General features: G+C 72.4%; 20 protein-coding genes and 1 tRNA gene. 12 read left to right on the top strand and 9 right to left on the bottom strand.

Annotation, left to right across the window (positions count from 1 at the left end):
- The first annotated feature begins 63 nt into the window (after positions 1-63).
- The 3 genes from E5082_RS15595 to E5082_RS15585 all read left to right on the top strand — a co-directional run bounded on the left by E5082_RS15595 (position 64) and on the right by E5082_RS15585 (position 3,981).
- The gene (locus E5082_RS15595; protein WP_135791851.1) at positions 64-825 is read left to right on the top strand and encodes a DeoR/GlpR family DNA-binding transcription regulator; all 762 of its coding nucleotides are present in this window, start codon (positions 64-66) and stop codon (positions 823-825) included.
- On the top strand, positions 822-1,769 hold the full coding sequence (gene pfkB, locus E5082_RS15590; RefSeq protein WP_135791850.1) for a 1-phosphofructokinase: 948 nt from the start codon (positions 822-824) through the stop codon (positions 1,767-1,769). Before E5082_RS15595 ends, pfkB begins: the two co-directional genes overlap by 4 nt.
- A 121-nt stretch (positions 1,770-1,890) precedes the next feature.
- Positions 1,891-3,981, top strand: coding sequence for a PTS fructose transporter subunit IIABC (locus tag E5082_RS15585; RefSeq protein ID WP_135791849.1), 2,091 nt, complete (start codon positions 1,891-1,893; stop codon positions 3,979-3,981).
- A 92-nt stretch (positions 3,982-4,073) separates the two neighbouring features.
- On the opposite strand, the gene E5082_RS15580 is transcribed toward E5082_RS15585, so the two are convergent.
- Positions 4,074-4,820 (bottom strand): DUF6227 family protein, encoded by a 747-nt coding sequence (locus E5082_RS15580; protein WP_135791848.1) that lies wholly within the window; start codon positions 4,818-4,820, stop codon positions 4,074-4,076.
- Between the two features lie 208 nt (positions 4,821-5,028).
- Positions 5,029-5,649, bottom strand: a complete 621-nt coding sequence (locus E5082_RS15575; RefSeq protein WP_135791847.1) for a flavin reductase family protein — start codon at positions 5,647-5,649, stop codon at positions 5,029-5,031.
- Positions 5,650-5,722: 73 nt separating this feature from the next.
- Between E5082_RS15575 and E5082_RS32380 the strand changes: the two genes are divergently transcribed.
- On the top strand, positions 5,723-5,899 hold the full coding sequence (locus E5082_RS32380; RefSeq protein WP_086695572.1) for a hypothetical protein: 177 nt from the start codon (positions 5,723-5,725) through the stop codon (positions 5,897-5,899).
- A 19-nt stretch (positions 5,900-5,918) separates the two neighbouring features.
- Here the strand turns inward: E5082_RS32380 and mscL are convergent, their stop codons facing one another.
- From mscL to E5082_RS15545, 6 genes are all read right to left on the bottom strand, one after another.
- On the bottom strand, positions 5,919-6,440 hold the full coding sequence (gene mscL, locus E5082_RS15570) for a large conductance mechanosensitive channel protein MscL (RefSeq protein ID WP_135791846.1): 522 nt from the start codon (positions 6,438-6,440) through the stop codon (positions 5,919-5,921).
- A gap of 141 nt (positions 6,441-6,581) precedes the next feature.
- Positions 6,582-7,172 (bottom strand): RcpC/CpaB family pilus assembly protein, encoded by a 591-nt coding sequence (locus E5082_RS15565; RefSeq protein WP_135791845.1) that lies wholly within the window; start codon positions 7,170-7,172, stop codon positions 6,582-6,584.
- A gap of 143 nt (positions 7,173-7,315) precedes the next feature.
- Positions 7,316-8,149, bottom strand: a complete 834-nt coding sequence (locus E5082_RS15560; protein ID WP_135791844.1) for an S-methyl-5'-thioadenosine phosphorylase — start codon at positions 8,147-8,149, stop codon at positions 7,316-7,318.
- A 108-nt stretch (positions 8,150-8,257) separates the two neighbouring features.
- On the bottom strand, positions 8,258-8,563 hold the full coding sequence (locus E5082_RS15555) for an FmdB family zinc ribbon protein (RefSeq protein ID WP_135791843.1): 306 nt from the start codon (positions 8,561-8,563) through the stop codon (positions 8,258-8,260).
- 67 nt (positions 8,564-8,630) lie between these two features.
- Complete coding sequence (locus E5082_RS15550) at positions 8,631-9,917, bottom strand: MFS transporter (RefSeq protein WP_135791842.1); 1,287 nt, start codon at positions 9,915-9,917, stop codon at positions 8,631-8,633.
- Between the two features lie 221 nt (positions 9,918-10,138).
- Positions 10,139-11,680: a potassium/proton antiporter gene (locus E5082_RS15545; RefSeq protein ID WP_229918917.1), complete on the bottom strand. Its 1,542-nt coding sequence runs from the start codon at positions 11,678-11,680 to the stop codon at positions 10,139-10,141.
- Between the two features lie 233 nt (positions 11,681-11,913).
- Here E5082_RS15545 and E5082_RS15540 point away from each other — a divergent pair, with 233 nt between their 5' ends.
- A complete protein-coding gene (locus tag E5082_RS15540; protein WP_135791840.1) occupies positions 11,914-14,730 on the top strand; it encodes a penicillin acylase family protein in 2,817 nt (938 codons plus the stop codon).
- Between the two features lie 72 nt (positions 14,731-14,802).
- On the opposite strand, the gene E5082_RS15535 is transcribed toward E5082_RS15540, so the two are convergent.
- The gene (locus E5082_RS15535) at positions 14,803-15,423 is read right to left on the bottom strand and encodes a 5-formyltetrahydrofolate cyclo-ligase (RefSeq protein ID WP_135791839.1); all 621 of its coding nucleotides are present in this window, start codon (positions 15,421-15,423) and stop codon (positions 14,803-14,805) included.
- 92 nt (positions 15,424-15,515) lie between these two features.
- On the opposite strand from E5082_RS15535, the gene galU reads away from it, so the two are divergent.
- The 7 genes from galU (at position 15,516) to E5082_RS15500 (ending at position 21,063) form a co-directional block, all read left to right on the top strand.
- Positions 15,516-16,427 carry a UTP--glucose-1-phosphate uridylyltransferase GalU gene (gene galU / locus E5082_RS15530; RefSeq protein WP_135791838.1) on the top strand — a complete coding sequence of 304 codons (912 nt, stop codon included), beginning with the start codon at positions 15,516-15,518 and terminating at the stop codon, positions 16,425-16,427.
- The gene (glp, locus tag E5082_RS15525) at positions 16,424-17,740 is read left to right on the top strand and encodes a molybdotransferase-like divisome protein Glp (protein WP_135791837.1); all 1,317 of its coding nucleotides are present in this window, start codon (positions 16,424-16,426) and stop codon (positions 17,738-17,740) included. The genes galU and glp overlap by 4 nt, the downstream gene beginning before the upstream one ends.
- A gap of 136 nt (positions 17,741-17,876) precedes the next feature.
- Positions 17,877-18,356 carry a cyclic pyranopterin monophosphate synthase MoaC gene (gene moaC / locus E5082_RS15520; RefSeq protein ID WP_030814523.1) on the top strand — a complete coding sequence of 160 codons (480 nt, stop codon included), beginning with the start codon at positions 17,877-17,879 and terminating at the stop codon, positions 18,354-18,356.
- Entirely contained in the window at positions 18,353-18,880 is a 528-nt protein-coding gene (locus E5082_RS15515) for a MogA/MoaB family molybdenum cofactor biosynthesis protein (protein ID WP_167514064.1), read from the top strand. The genes moaC and E5082_RS15515 overlap by 4 nt, the downstream gene beginning before the upstream one ends.
- Positions 18,881-18,897: 17 nt before the next feature.
- Positions 18,898-19,530, top strand: a complete 633-nt coding sequence (locus tag E5082_RS15510; protein WP_135791835.1) for a GNAT family N-acetyltransferase — start codon at positions 18,898-18,900, stop codon at positions 19,528-19,530.
- Positions 19,531-19,713: 183 nt separating this feature from the next.
- Positions 19,714-20,919, top strand: coding sequence for a divisome protein SepX/GlpR (gene sepX / locus E5082_RS15505; RefSeq protein WP_135791834.1), 1,206 nt, complete (start codon positions 19,714-19,716; stop codon positions 20,917-20,919).
- A gap of 70 nt (positions 20,920-20,989) precedes the next feature.
- Positions 20,990-21,063: transfer RNA gene (locus E5082_RS15500), tRNA-Ala, on the top strand.
- The last annotated feature ends 35 nt before the right edge of the window (positions 21,064-21,098 follow it).

The following is a 21,098-nucleotide window of genomic DNA, read 5'->3' as shown; positions in this document are numbered from 1 at the left end:
CAGTGAAACCACACGTTCGGGCATGGGTCGGGACGGTGGGCCGAGGTTCGGAGGCAGGCGGACATGTACGCACCGGAGCGTCAGCAGGAGATCCTCCGGCTCGCCCGTGACGGCGGCCGGGTGGACGTGCTGTCGCTGGCCGAGGTGTTCCAGGTGACGGCGGAGACCATCCGCCGTGACCTGAAGGCCCTCGACCGCGCGGGCCTGGTCCGCCGGGTGCACGGCGGCGCCATCCCGGCCGGCCGTCTCGACTTCGAGCCCGACCTCAGCGAGCGCGAGTCCACCGCCGCCGACGAGAAGGACCGCATCGCCAAGGCGGCCCTCGCGGAACTCCCCGTCGACGGCACGGTGATCCTCGACGCCGGCACCACCGTGGCCCGGCTGGCCGCCGCGATCCCGCTGGAGGCGACGCTCACCGCCGTCACCCACAGCCTGCCGATCGCCGCCCGCCTCGCCGACCACCCCGGCCTCCAGCTCCACCTGGTCGGCGGCCGCGTCCGCAACCGCACCCGCGCCGCCGTCGACGCCTGGGCCCTGCGCGCCTACGGCGAGATCCGCGCCGACGTGGCCTTCATCGCCGCCAACGGCTTCTCCGCCGAGCACGGTCTGACCACCCCCGACCTGGCGGAGGCCGCCGTCAAGCGCGCCGCCATGGCCGCGGCCCGCCGGGTGGTCCTGCTCGCGGACTCCGCCAAGCACGGGCAGGAGCACTTCGCCCGCTTCGGCGACCTGGGCGACGTGGATCTGCTGATCACCGACAGCGGGCTCAGCCCCGAAGACGCGGCCGTCATCGAGCGCGGCGGCACGGAAGTAGTACGCGCATGATCCTCACCGTCACCCCCAACCCGTCCCTGGACCGCACCTACGAGGTCCCGGTCCTGGAGCGCGGCGAGGTCATCCGCGCCTCCGGCGAGCGCATGGATCCCGGCGGCAAGGGCGTCAACGTCTCCCGGGCGGTCGCCGCCGCCGGCAGGCGCACCCTCGCCGTCCTGCCCCTCGGCGGCGCGCCCGGCGCCCTGATCGCCGAGCTGCTCGACGCCCAGGGCATCGAGGTCGCACCCGTGCCGGTCGCCGGGGCCACCCGGTCCAACATCGCGCTCGCGGAGGCGGACGGCGTCCTGACGAAGATCAACGCGCCGGGTCCGGAGCTGACCCCGGCCGAGGAGGAGTCGCTCCTCGCCGCCGTGCGCACGCACTCGGCCGACGCCCACTGGATCGCCTGCTGCGGCAGCCTCCCGCTGGGCCTCGCCCCGTCCTGGTACGCCGACGTCGTCGCCCGCGCCCATTCCGGCGGCGCCCGCATCGCCCTGGACACCTCGGGACCGGCCCTGCTCCAGGCGCTGGGGGCCCGGCCCGACGTGGTCAAGCCCAACGCCGAGGAACTGTCCGCCGCCGTCGGCCGCCGGCTGGTCACCGTGGGCGACGCGGTGAAGGCGGCCGAGGAACTGCGGACGATGGGCGCCCGCGCGGTGCTGGCCAGCCTGGGCGCCGACGGGCAACTGCTGGTGGACGGCGAGGGCACCTGGTTCGGCACCGCCCCCGTGGCCGCCGTCCGCAGCAATGTCGGTGCGGGGGACTCCTCGCTCGCCGGGTTCCTGATCGCCGGAGGGAGTGGGCCGGAGGCCCTCGCCTCCGCCGTGGCACACGGCGCCGCGGCGGTGCAGTTGCCGGGCAGCGTGATGCCGACGCCCGCCGACCTGGACCCCGCCTCGGTCACGGTCACGTCGGACGTGCCGGTCGACCTCGTGCTGACGGAGCCGGTGTCATGAGAGCCGGTGTCGTGCACGGCCCGCTCCGGTGGTCCGCCGCCCCCTGTCCCCATCCCCACGTCCCCATCCACGGTGCGCCCACCCCACACAGCAGGGCGATACGCGAGCAAAGGAGCCCGCGATGAGCGAGATGATCACCGCGGACCTGGTCGACCTCGACCTGTCCGCCGAGAGCAAGGAAGCGGCGGCGCGTGCCCTCGCCGAGCGCATGGTGGCGACGGGGCGGGTGACCGACCTGGACGGCTTCCTCGCCGACGTGGCCGCCCGTGAGGCCCAGATGCCGACCGGTCTCGACGGCGGCATCGGCATCCCGCACTGCCGCAGTGAGCACGTCACCGAGCCGACGCTCGCCTTCGGGCGCAGCGCGGCCGGGATCGACTTCGGCGCGGCGGACGGCCCGGCCGACCTGATCTTCCTGATCGCGGCCCCGGCCGGGGCGGACGACGCCCACCTCACGATCCTCTCCTCGCTGGCCCGGCAGCTCATGAACGCCGAGTTCACGGACGCGCTGCGGGGGGTGTCCGACCCGGAGACGGCGGCGGCGCTGGTGCGCGGGGACGTGACTCCGGCCGAGGCTGCCGAGCGTGCGGCCGCCTCCGGCGCGGGGGCCGACAAGGACACCGCCGCGGCGCCGGCGGCGGCCTCCGCCGGCGCCGCGGCGGGCAGTACGACCCCGAAGACCCCCGAGGCCGAGGCCACGGAAGCGCGCCCGTTCCGCGTCGTCGCCGTCACCTCCTGCCCCACCGGCATCGCCCACACCTACATGGCCGCCGAGTCGCTGGAGAACGCCGGCCGGGAGGCGGGCGTCGAGGTGACCGTCGAGACGCAGGGCTCGGCGGGGTTCACCCGGCTCGACCCGGCGGTGATCGCGGCGGCGGACGGCGTGGTCTTCGCCCACGACGTGCCGGTGCGCGAGAAGGACCGGTTCGCCGGCAAGCCCACGGTGGACGTCGGCGTGAAGGCGGGCATCAACCGCCCCGCCGAACTCATCTCCGAGGTCCGCGCCAAGGCCGAACGCGGCGAGAAGACCGCCCCCGCCGGTGCGGCGACTACCCCCGTCGAACGCGCGGGGGACTCCACCGAGGGCTACGGCACCAAGCTGCGCAAGTGGCTGATGTCCGGCGTCAGTTACATGGTGCCCTTCGTCGCGGCGGGCGGTCTGCTCATCGCCCTGGGCTTCGCCATCGGCGGCTGGACGGTGAACAAGGCGCCCTCCGTCATGGACCACTTCGTGTGGACCCAGTCCGACAGCTGGGGCGCGCTGCTGTTCCAGATCGGCGGCATGGCGTTCAAGTTCCTGATCCCGGTGCTCGCCGGGTACATCGCCTACGGCATGGCCGACCGGCCCGGCCTCGTCCCCGGCTTCGTCGGCGGCGCGATCTCGCTCAGCATCAACGCGGGCTTCCTCGGCGGCCTCGCGGCCGGTCTGATCGCCGGTGGTGTGGTGCTGGCGATCCAGCGGGTGAACATACCGGCGGCCATGCGCGGCATCATGCCGGTGGTGGTGATTCCGCTGATCTCCTCGGCGGTCGTCGGCTTCCTGATGTTCGTGGTGATCGGCAAGCCCATCGCCGCCGCCCAGAAGGGCATGACCGACTGGCTGAACGGCCTCACCGGCACCAACGCCGTCCTGCTCGGCGCCCTCCTCGGCCTGATGATGTGCTTCGACCTGGGCGGCCCGGTCAACAAGGTGGCCTACACCTTCGCCACCGCCGGGATCGCCGTCGCCAGTCCCAGTGACTCCGCGATGAAGATCATGGCCGCGGTGATGGCCGCCGGTATGGTCCCGCCGCTGGCGATGGCCCTGGCCACCACCGTGCGCGGCAAGCTCTTCACCCCGGCCGAGCGCGAGAACGGCAAGGCCGCCTGGGTGCTGGGCGCCTCCTTCATCACCGAGGGCGCGATCCCCTTCGCCGCGGCCGACCCGCTCAGGGTCATCCCGTCCGCGATGGCGGGCGGCGCGGTCACCGGCGCGCTGTCGATGATGTTCGACGCCACGCTGCGCGCTCCGCACGGCGGCATCTTCGTGGTCCCGCTGATCGGCAACCCGTTCCTCTACCTCCTCGCCATCGCCGCGGGCGTCTGCGTCAGCACCGCCCTGGTGGTGGTCCTCAAGGGCATGCGCAACCCGGCCCAGGGCACCCCGGCCGCCGGTTCGGCCGAGGGCGCGGCGGCGGGGGAGAAGGAGAGCGAGCAGCCGGTGGCCGCCTGAGCATCCTCTGGCCCCGTCCCCACGGTCGCGTCCCCCCGGCGAACTCGCCGGGGGGACGCGGTGCGTCGGGGGCCGTCAGCCGTGCCGGGACGTCAGCCGTGCCGGGCCGCGCGGTGCTCCATGGCCTCGCGGGCCGCCTCCGGGGTGGTGTACACCTCGCACATGTGACGGCCGTCGGGGGTCGCGGTGTGCTCGACCTCCCACAGGGAGACCTCCCGCCCGTCCCGCAGCAGGAACGCGTGCTCGTACAGCGCGAAGCTCACCCCGGCCCGCGCGGTCCGGCCGGGACGGCCGAACGCCTGGGTGATCTCGTGCGCCTCCGCCGTGGCCAGCAGCGCCGCCAGCTCCTTGCCGGGACGGTCCGGGTTCTCCGCCCGGCGCAGCAGCCTGCGGGCGTGGTCGGGGGAGTTGTCCGCCACGTACGCGTGCCGGGGCTCGGGCACCGCACCCAGCTCGGTCAGCACCGGCAGCTCGAAGTCCGAGGTGTCGTACGGCAGGGCCAGCCGGGCCGTGGCGGTGTGCAGCTCCTCCTCGTCGAGGTACACCTCGTGCTGGGCCTCCTCGCCCGGCGCGGTGTTGTGCGCCAGCTCCCAGAGGGTGACGGCGGAGCCGTCCGCGAGCAGCCAGGTGTGCCGGTACGTCTCGCGGTGCAGCCCCGCGCTGTGGTGCGCGGAGTGCAGCGAACTGTCGTGCGCCAGCGCGCAGTCCAGGTCTCTTATCACCTCGTCGGGCAGCTCGAACGAGTTCAGGGCACGGCCGAGGAGTCGCGCGAGGTGCTCCTCCGGAGACTCGGGCGACTGGGCGGACTCGTACTCCGCCGTCTCGTACGGAACGCTCAAGGTGTCTCCCGGCGTCGCTGCATGTCACCTGGTGGGTGCATACCGTAGCCCCTCGGTCGGACATCGTGTCCGGGAACCGAGAAACGTACTGGGGTAAACGCCGGGCACGGCCGAAGAGTTCCCGGTCGGCGACCGAAATGCCGTGCGCGCCAAGGCTTTTCCGCCCCCTTGCGCCTCTTCCTCCCCTACCTCCCCCGGTACACCCTTCTCAGCCGACACCGGCCGCGCGCGGTGTCTCCGTGCGGTAGGAACTGCCCAGTTCCGGGCCCAGGCCGAAGTAGTGGCGGAAGTTGTAGATCAGCGGGCTCCAGGCGGCGGGGTCTATGTGATGGGTGCCGGGGATCAGCAACTCGGGGGCCGCGTGGACTTTCAGGACGGTCGTCTCGACGATGACGCAGTCGCCGGAGAGGTCGGGGCGGATGCGTTCGGCGCGGGCCTCCAGGTGGAGGGGGCACTCGGCTACGCGGGGCGGGCGGACGGTGTGGGAGGGCTCTTCGCGAAGGCCCGCCGCGGCGAACTTGGCCGGTTCGAAGCGGCAGCCGGCCGCCTTCGTCGGGGGGACCGGGTCGCGGCCGGTCAGGGGGGCCAGGCGCTCCACCGCGGGCCACTGGTGCGGGGCGGGGAGATTGATGACCAGGTCGGGGCGGGCGAGGAGGTTGCTCGCGGTCTGGCCCTCGCGGCCCAGGCCGAGGACGACCGTGCGGCCCAGCGCCCACGCCGAGGACATGGGGGCGAGGTTGAAGGTGCCGTCCTCGTTCTCCGTGGACAGCAGCACCACCGGGGTGCCGAAGTAGAGGATGCTCGGCTCGATCGCCGTGTGACTGCTCATGGGGACGAGCCTAGGAACGGGTCCGTTCGGCGGGCGCCGAAGTGTGCCGGGCGGCGGACCGTACCCTGGAGACATGAGTGACGCCCCCGCACCCGAGCCGCGCGACCCGAAGGCCGCGCTCGTCTTCGACGACCCGCTGAACCAGCAGTCCTCGGACGACACCGACCGGGGGTGGGGCGAGCGTCCGGCCGGCGACAGCGCCGCCGACCTCAGGCGCTTCCTCGACGAGAAGCCGCCCCACCACCTCTGAACGGTACGGAGGGCTCCCGCTAACGCACGTCCGGCCCGGCCGGGCGCTGCTGCTTGACCACGCCGTCCACCGTGCCCCTGCGCTGGGCGATCAGCAGGTCGCGGATGTCCTGGAGGACCTCCAGCTCGGTCACGGGGATCGGCTCCGGCTCGGTCTTGCCCGTGCGGGCCTGCTTGCGGGCCTCCTGCCGGGCCAGGTACTTCGACATCGGCATCACCATCAGGAAGTACACGACCGCGGCGGTGATCAGGAAGCTGAGCGCCGCACCGGCCACCGAACCCCACATGATCGGCACGCCGCTCTCGACGCTGCCGTCCGCCGCGACCTTGCAGGGGTCCTTCAGGCACGAGCTGTAGTGGTCCAGGTTCTTGGTGCCGATCGCCCCGACCAGCGGGTTGATGATGCCCTTCACCACCGAGTTCACGATGTTGGTGAACGCGGCACCGATGACCACCGCGACCGCCAGATCGATGACGTTGCCGCGCATCAAGAAGGCCTTGAAGCCGTCCAGAATGCTCGCCGCTTCCTTCTTCGCGTTCACCTCGGTGAGTCTCCTCGTCGCGTCCACAGGCTGGGGAACAGAGCGCTCCGCAACCTACGTCAATATGCGGCCACCCTGTCCAATCCCGCCGCCCGAGCGAGCGATATGACCGCACGCTTCCGGAGATGCCGCCGCCACGGCTCACCACAGCGTCACCGCCAGCCTGGCCATGGGATTCGCCCCCACCAGCCGAGCCGCCGTGGCACGCGGAACCGCGAGGACGACCAGCGCCCCCTCAGTGACGCTTCCCTCACCCGGGACGCGCTCCAGCAGCTCCGGCAGCCGGACCACCCGGGCCCCGCGCGCCAGCACCCGCGCCGGCCCGCCCCCCGCCGCCGACCGCTCCTCCGCCGCGACCACGTCCACCCGGTCACCGGGACGCAGCAGCCGCACCGTGGCCGCGTCGGCGATACGCACGGGTGCCCGCACCAGCTCACCCGGCCCGTGGCCCCGCACCGGACCGGCGGCGGGGTGCCCTCGGGGCCGCTCGGCCGACGGAGCACCGCCGCCCGGGGAGCGGGGGCCGGCCGCGACCAGCGCGGCCGCCGTCACCGCCAGCCCGGCGGTGACCGCCCGGCCCCGGTACCGCGCCAGCCGTCCCGCCGGTCCGCCACCGCCCCGCACCCGCAGGGGCGGGAAGAAAGGGACCTCACGGGTCGCCGGGGCATCGGTCCCCAGCGGGCGTGGCACACGGAAAGCGGGAGCGGGGACGGTGTTCGGGTTCACGGACATCGGGATCACCACCTGTGACGAGGGAACGCTCTGCGATCCCCACGATGACCCGCCCCGCGGAATCCCGCCGGAGCCCGTGGATCATCCACCGGTTGTGGAAAACTCCGTCACCCGAACGAGGAAGGAGCCCCGCCCCGGGAGACCTACGGCAACGGAATCCCCGGGTCCATCCCCCCGAGCGCCCCCACACACAGACAGTCCCGCTCGCCCGTGGCCGGCAACCCCGCCACCACGTCGAACAGCACCCCCCGCAGCCGGTCCACGTTCGCCGCGAACACCCGTAGCACCTCGTCGTGGGACACCCCGTCACCGGTCTCCGCACCCGCGTCGAGATCGGTGACCAGGGTCAGCGAGGTGTAGCAGAGCTCCAGCTCACGGGCGAGAGCCGCCTCCGGATGCCCGGTCATCCCGACCACCGACCACCCCTGCGCCTGATGCCACAGCGACTCGGCGCGGGTGGAGAAGCGCGGCCCCTCCACCACGACCAGCGTGCCGCCGTCGACCGGGGTCCAGTCCCGCCCACGGGCCGCCTTCAGCGCCACCCTCCGCCCGGTCGGGCAGTAGGGGTCGGCCAGCGACACGTGCACCACGTTGGGCACCGTGCCGTCCGGCAGCGGGAGTCCGTCGAAATAGGTCTGCTGACGCGTCTTGGTGCGGTCGACCATCTGGTCCGGCACCAGCAGCGTGCCCGGCCCGTACTCCGGCCGCAGCCCGCCCACCGCGCACGGTCCGAGGACCTGCCGGACGCCCAGCGAACGCAGCGCCCACAGGTTGGCCCGGTAATTGATGCGGTGCGGCGGGAGGTGGTGCCCCCGTCCGTGCCGGGGCAGGAAGGCCACCCGGCGGCCCGCGACCTCGCCCACGAAGACGGAGTCGGAGGGAGCCCCGTAAGGGGTGTCCACCTGTACCTCGGTCACGTCGTCCAGGAACGAGTAGAAGCCCGACCCGCCGATTACGCCGATCTCTGCGTTCGCCATGCCCAGCACCCTAACGGGCCCCCGAAACCGGCCACCAGGATCACCCGCGCGCACCCACGCCGAAGACCCCGCCGTCGGATGACGGCAGGGTCCGGGAAGGCGGGGTTCTCAGGCGGCGGAGCCGGCCGAGGACGACGTCGAAGAAGACGACGACGAGGTGGACGACGACGAGGACGAGGACTTCGCGTCCGAGGACGACGAAGACGACTTCGCGGCCGGGCTGCTGCTCGACGACGCACCGCGGGAATCGTTGCGGTAGAAGCCGGAGCCCTTGAAGACAATGCCGACGGCGGAGAACACCTTCTTCAAGGGGCCACCGCAGCTGGGGCACTCGGTCAGGGCGTCGTCGGTGAACTTCTGCACCGCTTCGAGGCCTTCGCCGCAGTCCTTGCACTGGTACTGGTAGGTCGGCACTGTCTTCCTCCTGGCACTCTCACTCAATGAGTGCTAACGATGCTCCATAGTGACGCATTCCCGTGGATCAGTCCACCGTGACCGGCTCGCGGTGACCGACGCCACGCGCCACGGTGCGGTTCCGGGCCCGCGCCACCAGCAGGGAACGCAGGACGACGATCGTCGCCAGCGCCGGTACGGTCCCGGCCATCGGGACCAGGAACCCGGCGCCGTCCCACAGCCGGTCCTCCCATTGTCCCGCCACCGTGACGGCGGCCGCCTGGCCCAGCGCCACCGCGCCCGTCAGCCAGGTGAACGCCTCCGTCCGGGCGCCCACCGGCACCAGGTCCTCCACCAGGGTGTACCCCGTGATCAGCGAGGGCGCGATGCACATGCCGACCAGCAGACCCAGCCCGGCCAGCAGCGGCACCGAGTGCACCGTCCACAGCGCGGAGGTGGCCAGCGCGAGCGCCGCGTACCCGGCCATCAGCCGGCGCCGGGGCGACGACTTCCAGGCGATCGCGCCGCAGACCACCCCGGAGAGCATGTTTCCGGCGGCGAAGACGCCATAGAGGACGCCGTTCAGACCGGGCTCCCCGATGGACTCGGTGAACGCGGCCAGCGAGACCTGCATCCCGCCGAAGACCGCGCCGATGCCGAGGAACGTCACGATCAGCACCCGTACGCCGGGCACCCGGAGGGCGGACACGCGCGCGTGCGCGGCGTCCTCCGTGTCCTCGCCACGCGGCGGCACCGGCGGCTGTGTACCCCGCTGGGCGGCGAACAGCAGACCGCCGATCAGAGTCAGCGCGGCCTCGGTGACCAGTCCCGCCGACGGGGTGACGGCCGTGCACAGCGCGGTCGCCAGCAGCGGGCCGACGACGAAGGTCAGCTCGTCGGTGACCGACTCGAAGGCCGCCGCCGTGCTCATCAGGGGCGAGCCCTTCAGCCGGGTGCCCCAGCGGGCCCGGACCATCGGGCCGACCTGCGGCACCGAGGCGCCGGTCGGCACCGCCGCCGCGAACAGCGCCCACAGGGGGGCGTGCGCCAGCGCGAGCGCCGTCAGGGTGAGCCCCGCGGCCGTGTGCAGCACGACACCGGGCATCAGCACCGCCCGCTGGCCGTACCGGTCCGCGAGACGGCCGCTGTACGGCGCGAACAGGGCCATGGAGACCCCGGTGACGGCCGCGGCGGCACCGGCGGCGCCGTACGAGCCGGTGGTGTGCCGCACCAGCAGCACGATGGAGATGGTGAGCATGGCGAACGGCTGGCGTGCCGCGAAGCCGGGGACCAGGAAGGTCCACGCGCCCTTCGTGCGCAGCAGTTGCCCGTAACCCGGACGCGCCGACCGCTCGGTGGTGACCGTGGATGCCACGGCCCGTGCCTCTCTTCCGCCTGGTAGCGCGCCCGTGCGGGGGGCACCGAGAGCCGTCCTCTTGCGCGCGGAACTGCGGTAGATACCGGTGGAACTGCTGAGGTCCGGCCGCCATACGGTCGCGCCAGCTCTGCGTCAGACGAATCGGACAGAGTTGGTTCGATCAGATGCCCTGATCGTACAGGCGGCCCCCGCCGCCCGACCTGTGAGAACCAGCACCCTCAGTGCCGGTGCTGCGTGCCGCCGGTGCCCAGCCAGTCGGCCAGCTTGCCGCCCTGGGCGACCGCGCGCAGCCGGCGTTCGGCCTGGTCGCGGACCGGGTCGGTGGCCACCACCAGCAGTTCGTCGGCGTGCCGCAGGACGGTCGTGGGGGAGGGCACGAAGGACTTGCCGTCCCGGACGACCAGCGTGACGGCGGCGCCCGGCGGCAGCCGCAGCTCGCCCACCTCCACGCCGTTCATCCGGGAGTCGTCCGGGATGGTGAGCGAGAGCAGATGGCCGCGCAGCCGCTCCAGCGGCGCCGACTCGATGCCGAGGTCGGACGCCTCGCCCTCCTCGCCGAGCCGCAGCTTGCGGGCCAGCCAGGGCAGGGTCGGGCCCTGGACCAGGGTGTAGACGACGACCAGCACGAAGACGATGTTGAACAGCCGGCGGCTGCCCTCGACCCCGCTCACCATGGGGATGGTCGCCAGGATGATGGGGACCGCGCCGCGCAGCCCCGCCCAGGACATCAGCGCCTGTTCCTGCCACGGCACCCGGAACGGGGTCAGGCTCAGCACCACGCTCAGCGGCCGGGCCGCCATGGTCAGCACCAGTCCGATGATCAGCGCGGGCACCACGTCGTCGCCCAGCTCGTGCGGGGTCACCAGCAGGCCGAGCAGGACGAACATGCCGATCTGCGCGATCCAGCCGAGCCCCTCCGCGAACCCGCGCGTGGCCGGCCAGTGCGGCAGCTTGGCGTTGCCCAGGACCATGGAGGCCAGATAGACGGCGAGGAAGCCACTGCCGTGGGCCAGCGCGCCGGCCGCGTACGCGGTGACGGCGATGGCCATGACGGCGATCGGGTAGAGACCGGAGGCCGGCAGGGCGACGTGCCTGAGCCCCCAGGAGCCTAGGAAGCCCACCGCGAGACCCAGGGCGGCGCCGATGGCCAGCTCCAGCACGATCTCGGCCAGCAGGATGTACCAGTGCTCCACCGGACCGGCCTGGCAGAAGGCGACGACCAGGATGACCACCGGGGCGTCGTTGAAGCCGGACTCCGCCTCCAGCGTGCCCGCCACCCGCGAGGGGAGCGGGATCTTGCGCAGGACGGAGAACACGGCCGCCGCGTCCGTCGAGGACACCACCGCGCCGACGATGAACGCCTGCCGCCACCCCAGCCCGACCAGGTAGTGCGCGCCCGCCGCCGTCGCGCCGACGCTCACCGCGACGCCCACCGTCGCCAGCACGGAGGCGGCCGGCAGAACCGGCCGCACTTCCTTCCACTTGGTGCCGAGACCGCCCTCGGCCAGGATCACGACCAGGGCCGCGTACCCGATGACCTGGGTCAGCTCGGCGTTGTCGAAGTGGATGTTCCCCACGCCGTCGGAGCCCATGAGGACGCCGATCCCGAGGTAGACGAGCAGGCTGGGGAGCCCGCTGCGCGAGGAGATCCGCACGGCCGCGACCGCGACCAGGAGCACCAGCGAGCAGGCGAACAGGAGCTGGTTGAGGTGGTGGACAGTCAGCGGCGCATCCCTTCCTTGGCCCGCGCGGGGGCGCACGTGGGCTCGCGTACACAAGACACCGAGGGGCGGCGGACCGCACCCGACTACTTCGTTACCTTACCTAACTCTTGACGTTTCCTTGACGCTCGGGTTGGCAAGATCGAACGCCCGTGCGCGCTGGTTCCCGACTCCGCGTCAAGTGGTTCCGGGGCCTGCGCCTATGGTTGCTCCAGCGCTCATTCAAAGTCACAGCCCCGCCTGCCGCTCGCGTGAGGACAGCAAGGACAGCGATGCCCCCCAACACCACCGCCACATCGGGTGACAAGCCCGGCACGTCCGGCAGGAAGAAGGGGCGCAAAGCCCGACTTGTCGTGATTCTGCTGGTCCTGGCCCTCATCGGAGGCATAGCCTTCGGGGCGTTCTGGTCCATCAGCACGGTGCGTGCCTCCTTCCCGCAGACCAAGGGATCGGTCACGCTCGAGGGCCTCTCCGGTCCCGTCGACGTCAAGCGCGACGGCTACGGCATCCCGCAGATCTACGCCTCCTCCGACGCCGACCTGTTCATGGCCCAGGGCTACGTGCAGGCGCAGGACCGGTTCTACGAGATGGACGTGCGCCGCCATCTCACCTCCGGCCGCCTGTCGGAGATGTTCGGCAGGAGCCAGGTCAAGAACGACGCGTTCCTGCGCACCCTTGGCTGGGACCGGGTGGCGAAGCAGGAGTACGACACCAAGCTGTCGGCCTCCGCGAAGAAGTACCTCCAGGCGTACGCCAAGGGTGTCAACGCCTACCTCAAGGGCAAGGACGGCCAGGACATCTCCCTGGAGTACGCGGCCCTGGGGTTCACCAACGACTACAAGCCCGCCGAGTGGACCCCGGTCGACTCCGTCGCGTGGCTGAAGGCGATGGCCTGGGACCTGCGCGGCAACATGCGCGACGAGACCGACCGCGCCCTGATGACCAGCCGCCTGACCCCGCAGCAGATCCGCGAGCTGTACCCGGACTACCCCTACGACCGGAACAAGCCGATCGTGCGTGAGGGCCAGTACAGCGCGCTGGGCAAGACCTTCCAGCAGGACGGCGCCCCGTCGGGCACCAGCACGGGCACGCAGGGCACCCAGGGTTCGACGGGTACGACGGGCAACACCGGTACCGGCACAGGTACCGGTACCCAGGGCACGACCGGCACCGCAGGAGGCACCGGCACCGGCCTCACCGGCCAGCTCACCGGCCTCACCAGGGTCCTCGACGACCTCCCCACCGCCGTCGGCGTCAACGGCCAGGGCATCGGCTCCAACTCCTGGGTCGTCTCCGGCGCGCACACCATCACCGGCAAGCCGCTGCTCGCCAACGACCCGCACCTGTCCGCGTCGCTGCCCTCGGTGTGGTACCAGATGGGCCTGCACTGCCGGAACGTCTCCAGCAAGTGCCAGTACGACGTGGCGGGCTACACCTTCGCGGGCATGCCCGGTGTGGTCATCGGCCACAACGGCAGCATCGCCTGGGGCATGACCAACTCCGGCGTCGACGTCAGCGACCTCTACCTGGAGAAGATCTCCGGCGACGGCTACCTCTACGACGGCAAGGTCCGCCCCTTCCGCACCCGCGAGGAGACCATCAAGGTCGCCGGGGGCGCGTCCAAGAAGATCGTCGTACGCCAGACCGCCGACGGCATGCCGCTGCTCTCCGACCGCGACGACGAGCTCGTCGAGGTCGGCCGCAAGGCCGGCGTCGACACCGCCGCCCCCGACCGCGGCGACGGCTACGGCATCGCGCTGCGCTGGACCGCGCTCGACCCCGGCACCTCGATGGACGCCGTGTTCGCCATGGACAAGGCGTCCGACTGGACCGGCTTCCGCAAGGCCGCCGCGCTCTTCGACGTGCCGTCCCAGAACCTGATCTACGCCGACTCCGAGAACATCGGCTACACCCTGCCGGGCAGGATCCCCACCCGCGCCACGGGCGACGACGGCTCGGTGCCGGCGCCGGGCTGGGACTCCAAGTACCGCTGGACCGGCTTCCTGGACCAGGACGAGCTGCCGTACGAGTACAACCCGAAGCGCGGCTACATCGTCACCGCCAACCAGGCCGTGGTGGACAAGGACAAGTACCCGTACACCCTGACCACCGACTGGGGTTACGGCACCCGCAGCCAGCGCATCGCCGACCTGATCGAGTCCAAGATCAAGGACGGCGGCAAGGTCTCCACCGACGACATGCGCCAGATGCAGCTCGACAACAGCAGCGAGATCGCCAAGCTGCTGGTGCCCAAGCTGCTGAAGCTGGACCTGGACGACCCCGAGGTCCGCAAGGCGCAGAAGCTGCTGGAGGGCTGGGACTACACCCAGGACGCCGACTCGGCCGCGGCCGCCTACTTCAACGCCGTGTGGCGCAACATCCTCAAGCTCGGCTTCGGCGACAAGCTCCCCAAGGAGCTGCGCGCCAAGAACCAGTGCCTGTGGGTGGAGCGCGCCGGCAGCACCGGCCCGCTGGACGACCGGAGCAAGGTCCGCGAGTGCGGTCAGCGCGACGCCGACCAGGCGCAGCCGGACGGCGGCGACCGCTGGTTCGAGGTCGTGCGCACGCTCATGGACAAGCCGGACAGCCAGTGGTGGCAGGCGCCCAAGTCGGGCAACCGCCCGGCCGCCCACAACCGCGACGAGCTGTTCACCCGCGCCATGATCGATGCCCGCTGGGAGCTGACCGCCAAGCTCGGCAAGGACATCGACACCTGGAGCTGGGGCCGCCTGCACCGGCTGTTCCTGAAGAACCAGACCCTCGGCCTTCAGGGCCCGGAGTTGCTCCAGTACGCCCTCAACCGCGGCCCCTGGAAGCTCAGCGGAGGCGAGGCCACCGTGAACGCCACCGGCTGGAACGCCGCCGGGGGCTACGGGGTGGTGTGGGTGCCGTCGATGCGGATGGTCGTCAACCTGGCCGACCTCGACAAGTCCCGCTGGATCAACCTCAGCGGCGCCTCCGGGCACGCCTTCAACGCCCACTACACCGACCAGACCGACAAGTGGGCCGAGGGCGATCTGCTGCCCTGGTCCTTCTCGGCCAAGTCGGTCGACGGCAGCACGAAGGACACGCTGAACCTGCGGCCGTGAGTCGCTGACAGCGTCAACCGTATGAAGGCCCTCCACGCGCGCGTGGAGGGCCTTCTCGCGCATCAGGGGCGCTCAGGGGCGCGCGAAACGGCGTACCCCGGCCGGGGTCACCACGGCGTGCACCGGGCGGTCGTGCGCCTCGGCGGGCACCCGTGCCACCACCTCCGTGTCGTACAGCAGCACCACGAGCGCCGGACGCGCGCCCGCGCGCTCCAGGCGTGCGAGCACCCGGTCGTACGACCCCCCGCCCCGCCCCAGCCGCATTCCGCGCCTGTCCACCGCGAGGCCCGGCAGCAGCACCACGTCCGCCTCCGTCACCGCGTCGGGTCCGAGGCGCGGCCCGGCGGGCTCGGCCAGCTCCATCCGCCCGCCGTGCCGGACCACAGCCAGCGAGCCGGGTCCGGTGTACGGGCCCCAGTCGAGGTCGTCGTCGGGGAGCAGTACCGGGAGCAACACGCGGGTGCCGCGCTCGCGCAGTGCCTCCAGGAGCGCTGCCGTACCGGGCTCGGTGCCCACCGAGACGTAGGCGGCGACCGTGCGGGCGGCGGCGAGTTCGGGCACGGCGAGGGCGTGCGCGGCGAGGGCACGTTCATGGGCGAGACGGTCTTCCTCGCTCAACCCCCTTCTGTTCGCCAGGAGTTCACGCCGTAGACCCCTCTTCCCGGGGTCGTTCGCACGTTCGTCGGATTCCACCTGTGGCCGCCTCCATTTCGGTCCGCGATTATCACGCTCACCTAAGCGGAGCAGGGGATTTCCCCCCAAGGGCACCGGTTAGAGTGGCGCGCATGACTGAGTTGCACCCGAGGATCAGCAAGGCTGTCATTCCGGCAGCCGGGCTGGGTACCCGCTTTCTGCCCGCGACCAAGGCGACGCCCAAGGAGATGTTGCCCGTCGTGGACAAGCCGGCCATCCAGTACGTGGTCGAGGAGGCGGTGACAGCGGGCCTCGAGGACGTCCTCATGGTCACCGGACGCAACAAGCGTCCGCTGGAGGACCACTTCGACCGCAACTACGAGCTGGAGTCGGCTCTCGGCAAGAAGGGCGACGCCGACCGCCTCGCCAAGGTCCAGGAGTCCAGCGACCTGGCCACCATGCACTACGTCCGCCAGGGCGACCCCCGCGGCCTCGGCCACGCCGTGCTGTGCGCCGCCCCGCACGTCGGCAACGAGCCCTTCGCGGTCCTCCTCGGCGACGACCTGATCGACCCCCGCGACCCCCTGCTCCAGCGCATGATCGAGGTGCAGGAGCAGCACGGCGGCAGCGTGATCGCCCTCATGGAGGTCGCCCCCGAGCAGATCCACCTCTACGGCTGCGCGGCCGTGGAGAGCACCGAGGACGGCGACGTCGTCAAGGTGACCGGCCTGGTCGAGAAGCCCGACCCGGCGGAGGCCCCGTCCAACTACGCCATCATCGGCCGCTACGTCCTCGACCCGCACGTCTTCGACATACTGCGCAAGACCGAGCCCGGCCGGGGCGGCGAGATCCAGCTCACCGACGCCCTCCAGCAGCTCGCGGAGGACGAGAAGGTCGGCGGTCCGGTGCACGGCGTCGTCTTCGAGGGCCGCCGCTATGACACCGGCGACCGTGCCGACTACCTGCGTGCCATTGTCCGTCTCGCGTGCGAACGTGAGGACCTGGGCCCGGACTTCAGGACCTGGCTGCGCAGTTTCGTCGCCGAGGAGATGCAGGAACGTTGAGCACCGCCGCGAACCGTCCCGTCGGACCGGACCACGTGTGGTCGGTGGACGAGCACCTGGAGGACATTCTCAGCACCGTCCGCCCGCTCGACCCCATCGAGCTCCAGCTCCCCGACGCGCAGGGCTGTGCGCTGGTCGACGACGTCGTGGCGCCGGTGTCCCTGCCGCCCTTCGACAACAGCTCCATGGACGGTTACGCGGTACGGGTCACGGACGTGACCGGTGCGAGCGAGGAGTACCCGGCGGCCCTGGACGTGGTCGGTGACGTCGCCGCCGGCGACGCCGCCCCGGTCCATGTCGGCCCCGGCCAGGCCGCGCGCATCATGACCGGCGCCCCGCTGCCGCCCGGCGCCGAGGCCGTCGTCCCCGTCGAGTGGACGGACGCCGGGCTCGGCGGCGGCCCGGCGAGCGGGATGCGCGCCCGCGCCCAGGCGCCCGAGGGTGCCGAGGGCCAGGTCCGGATCTTCCGGCCCGCCGGGACGGGGGCCCATGTCCGGCCCAGCGGCAGCGACGTACGCGCCGGTGACCGGGCGCTCGCCGCGGGCACGGTCCTCGGGCCGTCCCAGATCGCGCTGCTCGCCGCGATCGGCCGGGGCACGGTCCGGGTGCGGCCGCGCCCGCGCGTCGTCGTGATGTCCACCGGCAGTGAACTCGTCCAGCCGGGCGAGCCGTTGGAGCACGGCCAGATCTTCGACTCCAACAGTTTCGCCCTCACCGCCGCCGCCCGGGACGCGGGTGCCATCGCCTACCGGGTCGGCGCGGTCGCGGACGACGCGGACGTGCTGCGCTCCACCATCGAGGACCAGTTGGTCCGCGCCGACCTGCTGGTCACCACCGGCGGCGTCAGCGTCGGCGCGTACGACGTGGTCAAGGAGGCGCTCACCGAGGTCGGCGAGGAGGAGGGCGGCGGGGTCGACTTCCGCAGGCTCGCCATGCAGCCCGGCAAGTCCCAGGGCTTCGGCGCGGTGGGCCCCGACCACATCCCGCTGCTGGCCCTGCCCGGCAACCCGGTGTCGTCGTACGTCTCGTTCGAGCTGTTCGTACGCCCCGTCATCCGCGCCCTGATGGGCCTTCCCGAGGTCCACCGGCCGCGCACGCGGGCCACCCTCACGGTGGACGGGCCGCTGCGCTCGCCCGAGGGCCGCCGCCAGTTCCTGCGCGGCAACTACGCGGACGGCGAGGTCACCCCCGTAGGTGGCAGCGGCTCCCATCTGATCGCCGCGCTGGCCCACGCCAACGCGCTGATCGTGCTCCCCGAGGACGTGACGGAGGCCGAGCCCGGCACCGAGGTCGAGGTCGTCCTGCTCGGCTGACCTTCCCCCGCCCCCGCGCGGGGCCGTGAGCGGGTCCCGGTCCGGTGCCCGAGCCCACTTGGCGGTACCGTGGCGCGCACAGGAGGCCCGCGCATCGCCCGCGCCGGCGGGCCGCGAACGGGAAGCACCGCACACCATGAGTACGCACGACCGACTGACGCACATCGACGAAGCGGGCGCGGCCCGCATGGTCGACGTATCCGGGAAGGAAGTGACCGCGCGCACCGCCCGTGCCAGTGGCCGGGTGCTCGTGTCCCCGCGCGTGGTCGAGCTGCTGCGTGGTGAGGGAGTGCCCAAGGGCGACGCCCTGGCCACCGCCCGGATCGCGGGCATCATGGGCGCCAAGCGCACCCCGGACCTGATCCCGCTCTGCCACCCGCTGTCGGTCTCGGGGGTGACGCTGGACCTCGCCGTCACGGACGAGGGCGTGGAGATCCTGGCCACCGTGAAGACCACCGACCGCACCGGCGTGGAGATGGAGGCCCTCACCGCCGTGTCCGTCGCCGCGCTCACCGTGGTCGACATGGTGAAGGCGGTCGACAAGGGCGCCGTCATCACCGACGTGCGGGTGGAGGAGAAGACGGGCGGCAAGTCCGGCCACTGGAGCCGGGCGTGACCGGCACCCCGTACCGCGCGCTGGTCGTCACCGCCTCCAACCGCGCCGCCGCCGGGGTCTACGCCGACAAGGGCGGCCCGGCCGTGGCCGAGGGTCTCACCCGCCTCGGCTTCACCGTGGACGGCCCGCAGGTGGTCCCGGACGGCGACCCGGTCGAGGCCGCCCTGCGCGCGGCCGTGGCGGCCGGGTACGACGCGGTCGTCACCACCGGCGGCACCGGCATCTCGCCCACCGACCGCACCCCCGAGGCCACCCGCGCGGTCCTCGACCGCGAGGTACCGGGCATCGCCGAGGCGATCCGCGCGTACGGGCGCGAGAAGGTGCCCACCGCCGCGCTCTCGCGGGGCCTGGCCGGGGTCGCGGGCGGCACGCTGATCGTGAACCTGCCTGGTTCGAGCGGCGGGGTCCGCGACGGACTCGCCGTGCTGGAGCCGCTGCTGACGCACGCCGTCGACCAGATCCGCGGCGGCGACCACCCCCGGCCCGACGCACCGGGCCACACGGGCGCCGGGGGTGCGAGCTGACCGGCAGAGCCTGGCCCGTGGTGCTGGTGGACGGCGACGTCGTCCTGCGGCCGATAAGGGTGCGCGACCAGCGTGCCTGGCGTGAGGTCAACCGGCGCAACCGGGACTGGCTGCGTCCCTGGGAGGCGACCATCCCGCCGCCCACCCCGACCGGGCCGGTCACGCACCGGCCCACCTACCGCCAGATGATCCGGCACCTGCGCTCCGAGGCGACGGCGGGCCGGATGCTGCCGTTCGTCATCGAGTACCAGGGGCGCCTGGTGGGCCAGCTCACGGTCGCCGGGATCACCTGGGGTTCCATGTGCTCCGCGCACATCGGCTACTGGGTGGACCAGTCGGTCGCCGGGCGCGGGGTGATGCCGACCGCCGTCGCCCTCGTGTCCGACCACTGCTTCCGCGCGGTGGGGCTGCACCGTCTGGAGGTCTGCATCCGCCCGGAGAACCGGCCCAGCCGGCGCGTGGTGGAGAAGCTCGGCTTCCGCGAGGAGGGTCTGCGGCCGCGCTATCTGCACATCGACGGCGCCTGGCGGGACCACATGGTCTACGCGCTCACCGCCGAGGAGGTCCCCGGCGGCCTGGTCGACCGCTGGCGGCGCATCCGCGCGGCGCGGCCCGGACAGCCGGGGAATGCGAACAGCGCCGGAAATTGAATATCTGTTCGAATTAATGCCCAGGGTGACCATCTCGGTACGGTCTCCGGGCATTCAATTCCCCCCTTCGACGGTCCGCTGATCGCATCGGTCGCAAAAAAAGCTGGAAATATCAGCCAGATCGTGCGACACACCGGCTCAATTGGCGGATGGCCTTGAGCAAATCCCTCTACCGTGTGAGTCGTGAGCAGCAGCGGCCTCATCTACGCAGTCATCGTCGGGGCCTGGGCCGCCTACTTGGTGCCGATGTGGCTCCGTAGGCAGGACGAGCTGAACGAGGCCCGTCCGACGGAACGCTTCAGTACCGCCATCCGGCTGCTGTCCGGAAGGGCGGGAATGGAGCGCCGGTACGCCAAGGACCTGCGGGCGCGCTCCACCCAGGAGGGGGAGCCGGACGCCGGTGACCCGGACGTCGCCACCGACCCGGTGGACGTCCGGGACTTCGCCGTGCCTCCGACGCGCCGTCAGGTCCGGGCGGACACCGAGCCCGAGCGGCAGGTGCGGGCGGAAGCCCCGCGCGACCAGGCGGCCCCCCCGGTCCCCAAGTCGCCCTCCGCGCAGGCGCATCCGTCCCGCAATGCCCAGGCACCCGAACCCGGACAGGTCCCCGCCCGGCGCGCGCCCTCGGCGCAGGCGGCCGCGGCGCGCGCCCAGCGCACGAAGGTGCTCGCCCGCAGACGGCGCACCACCGTGCTGCTGTTCCTCGCCTTCACCCTCGGCGCGATCGCCGCCGCGGTGGGGGGCCTGGCCCTCCTGTGGGTGCCCGCCGTGCCGGCCGTGCTGCTCAGTGCGTACATCGGCTATCTGCGCCGGCAGGAACGGCGCCGGTTCGCCTTCCAGATGGACCGCCGGAGCGCCGAGGACGCGGCCGCCCGGCTGCGTGAGCGGGCCGGCCAGCCGCGTCGCCGCACGGCCGCCGAGGCGGCCGCCGTCGCCGACGAGCCGGAGGAGGGAGCGGGGCCGCACACCGACCCCGCTCTGTCCGCCGCCCTCGCCGCCGACCGGCGCGCTCTGGTCGAGCAGACCGACCACGCCGAGTGGGTCGACCAGCAGCGCGAGCGGCAGCGCCGCCCCGGCCACGGCGAGAGCTGGGACCCGGTTCCGGTGCCGCTGCCCACGTACGTGACCGCGCCGGTCGCCCCGCGCGCCAGCGCCGACGTGGACCTGGGCGCCCCCGGCACCTGGAGCTCGGCCCGCTCCAGCGCGGTCACCCCGGACCAGCGTCCCGAGGTCCCGCCGGCCGACCCGGCAGCGGCCGAGGAGCGCCCGGAGGACGCGCGGGGCGACGCCCGGCGCAGCGCCTCCGCCCGCCGCTCCCGCGAGCGGGGCCGCACCCCGCTGTTCGACCAGTACGAGGACGGCGACCGGCCGCGCGCCGCCAACGAGTGACCCCTCTGACCAGTCCCGGAGCGGATTTCCGAGCACGCCGATCGGGATGCTAGAGTTTCACTCGTTGCAAGGGCCTGTGGCGCAGTCCGGTAGCGCACCTCGTTCGCATCGAGGGGGCCAGGGGTTCAAATCCCCTCAGGTCCACGTAACGCTCCTCCCGAGTCCGCTCGGGAAGAGTT

The sequence above is a fragment of the Streptomyces griseoluteus genome, from assembly GCF_004784465.1.
In the GTDB taxonomy this organism is placed as follows: Bacteria; Actinomycetota; Actinomycetes; order Streptomycetales; family Streptomycetaceae; genus Streptomyces; species Streptomyces griseoluteus.
This window is presented reverse-complemented; position numbering and strand designations above follow the sequence as displayed.

What these genes read in the sequence shown, in the direction of transcription:
- E5082_RS15595 (WP_135791851.1), top strand. Translation starts at nt 64, where the DNA reads ATGTACGCACCGGAGCGTCAGCAGGAGATCCTCCGGCTCGCCCGTGAC.
- pfkB (WP_135791850.1), top strand. Translation starts at nt 822, where the DNA reads ATGATCCTCACCGTCACCCCCAACCCGTCCCTGGACCGCACCTACGAG.
- E5082_RS15585 (WP_135791849.1), top strand. Translation starts at nt 1,891, where the DNA reads ATGAGCGAGATGATCACCGCGGACCTGGTCGACCTCGACCTGTCCGCC.
- E5082_RS15575 (WP_135791847.1), bottom strand. Translation starts at nt 5,649, where the DNA reads ATGAGCAGTCACACGGCGATCGAGCCGAGCATCCTCTACTTCGGCACC.
- E5082_RS32380 (WP_086695572.1), top strand. Translation starts at nt 5,723, where the DNA reads ATGAGTGACGCCCCCGCACCCGAGCCGCGCGACCCGAAGGCCGCGCTC.
- E5082_RS15565 (WP_135791845.1), bottom strand. Translation starts at nt 7,172, where the DNA reads ATGTCCGTGAACCCGAACACCGTCCCCGCTCCCGCTTTCCGTGTGCCA.
- E5082_RS15560 (WP_135791844.1), bottom strand. Translation starts at nt 8,149, where the DNA reads ATGGCGAACGCAGAGATCGGCGTAATCGGCGGGTCGGGCTTCTACTCG.
- E5082_RS15540 (WP_135791840.1), top strand. Translation starts at nt 11,914, where the DNA reads ATGCCCCCCAACACCACCGCCACATCGGGTGACAAGCCCGGCACGTCC.
- galU (WP_135791838.1), top strand. Translation starts at nt 15,516, where the DNA reads ATGACTGAGTTGCACCCGAGGATCAGCAAGGCTGTCATTCCGGCAGCC.
- moaC (WP_030814523.1), top strand. Translation starts at nt 17,877, where the DNA reads ATGAGTACGCACGACCGACTGACGCACATCGACGAAGCGGGCGCGGCC.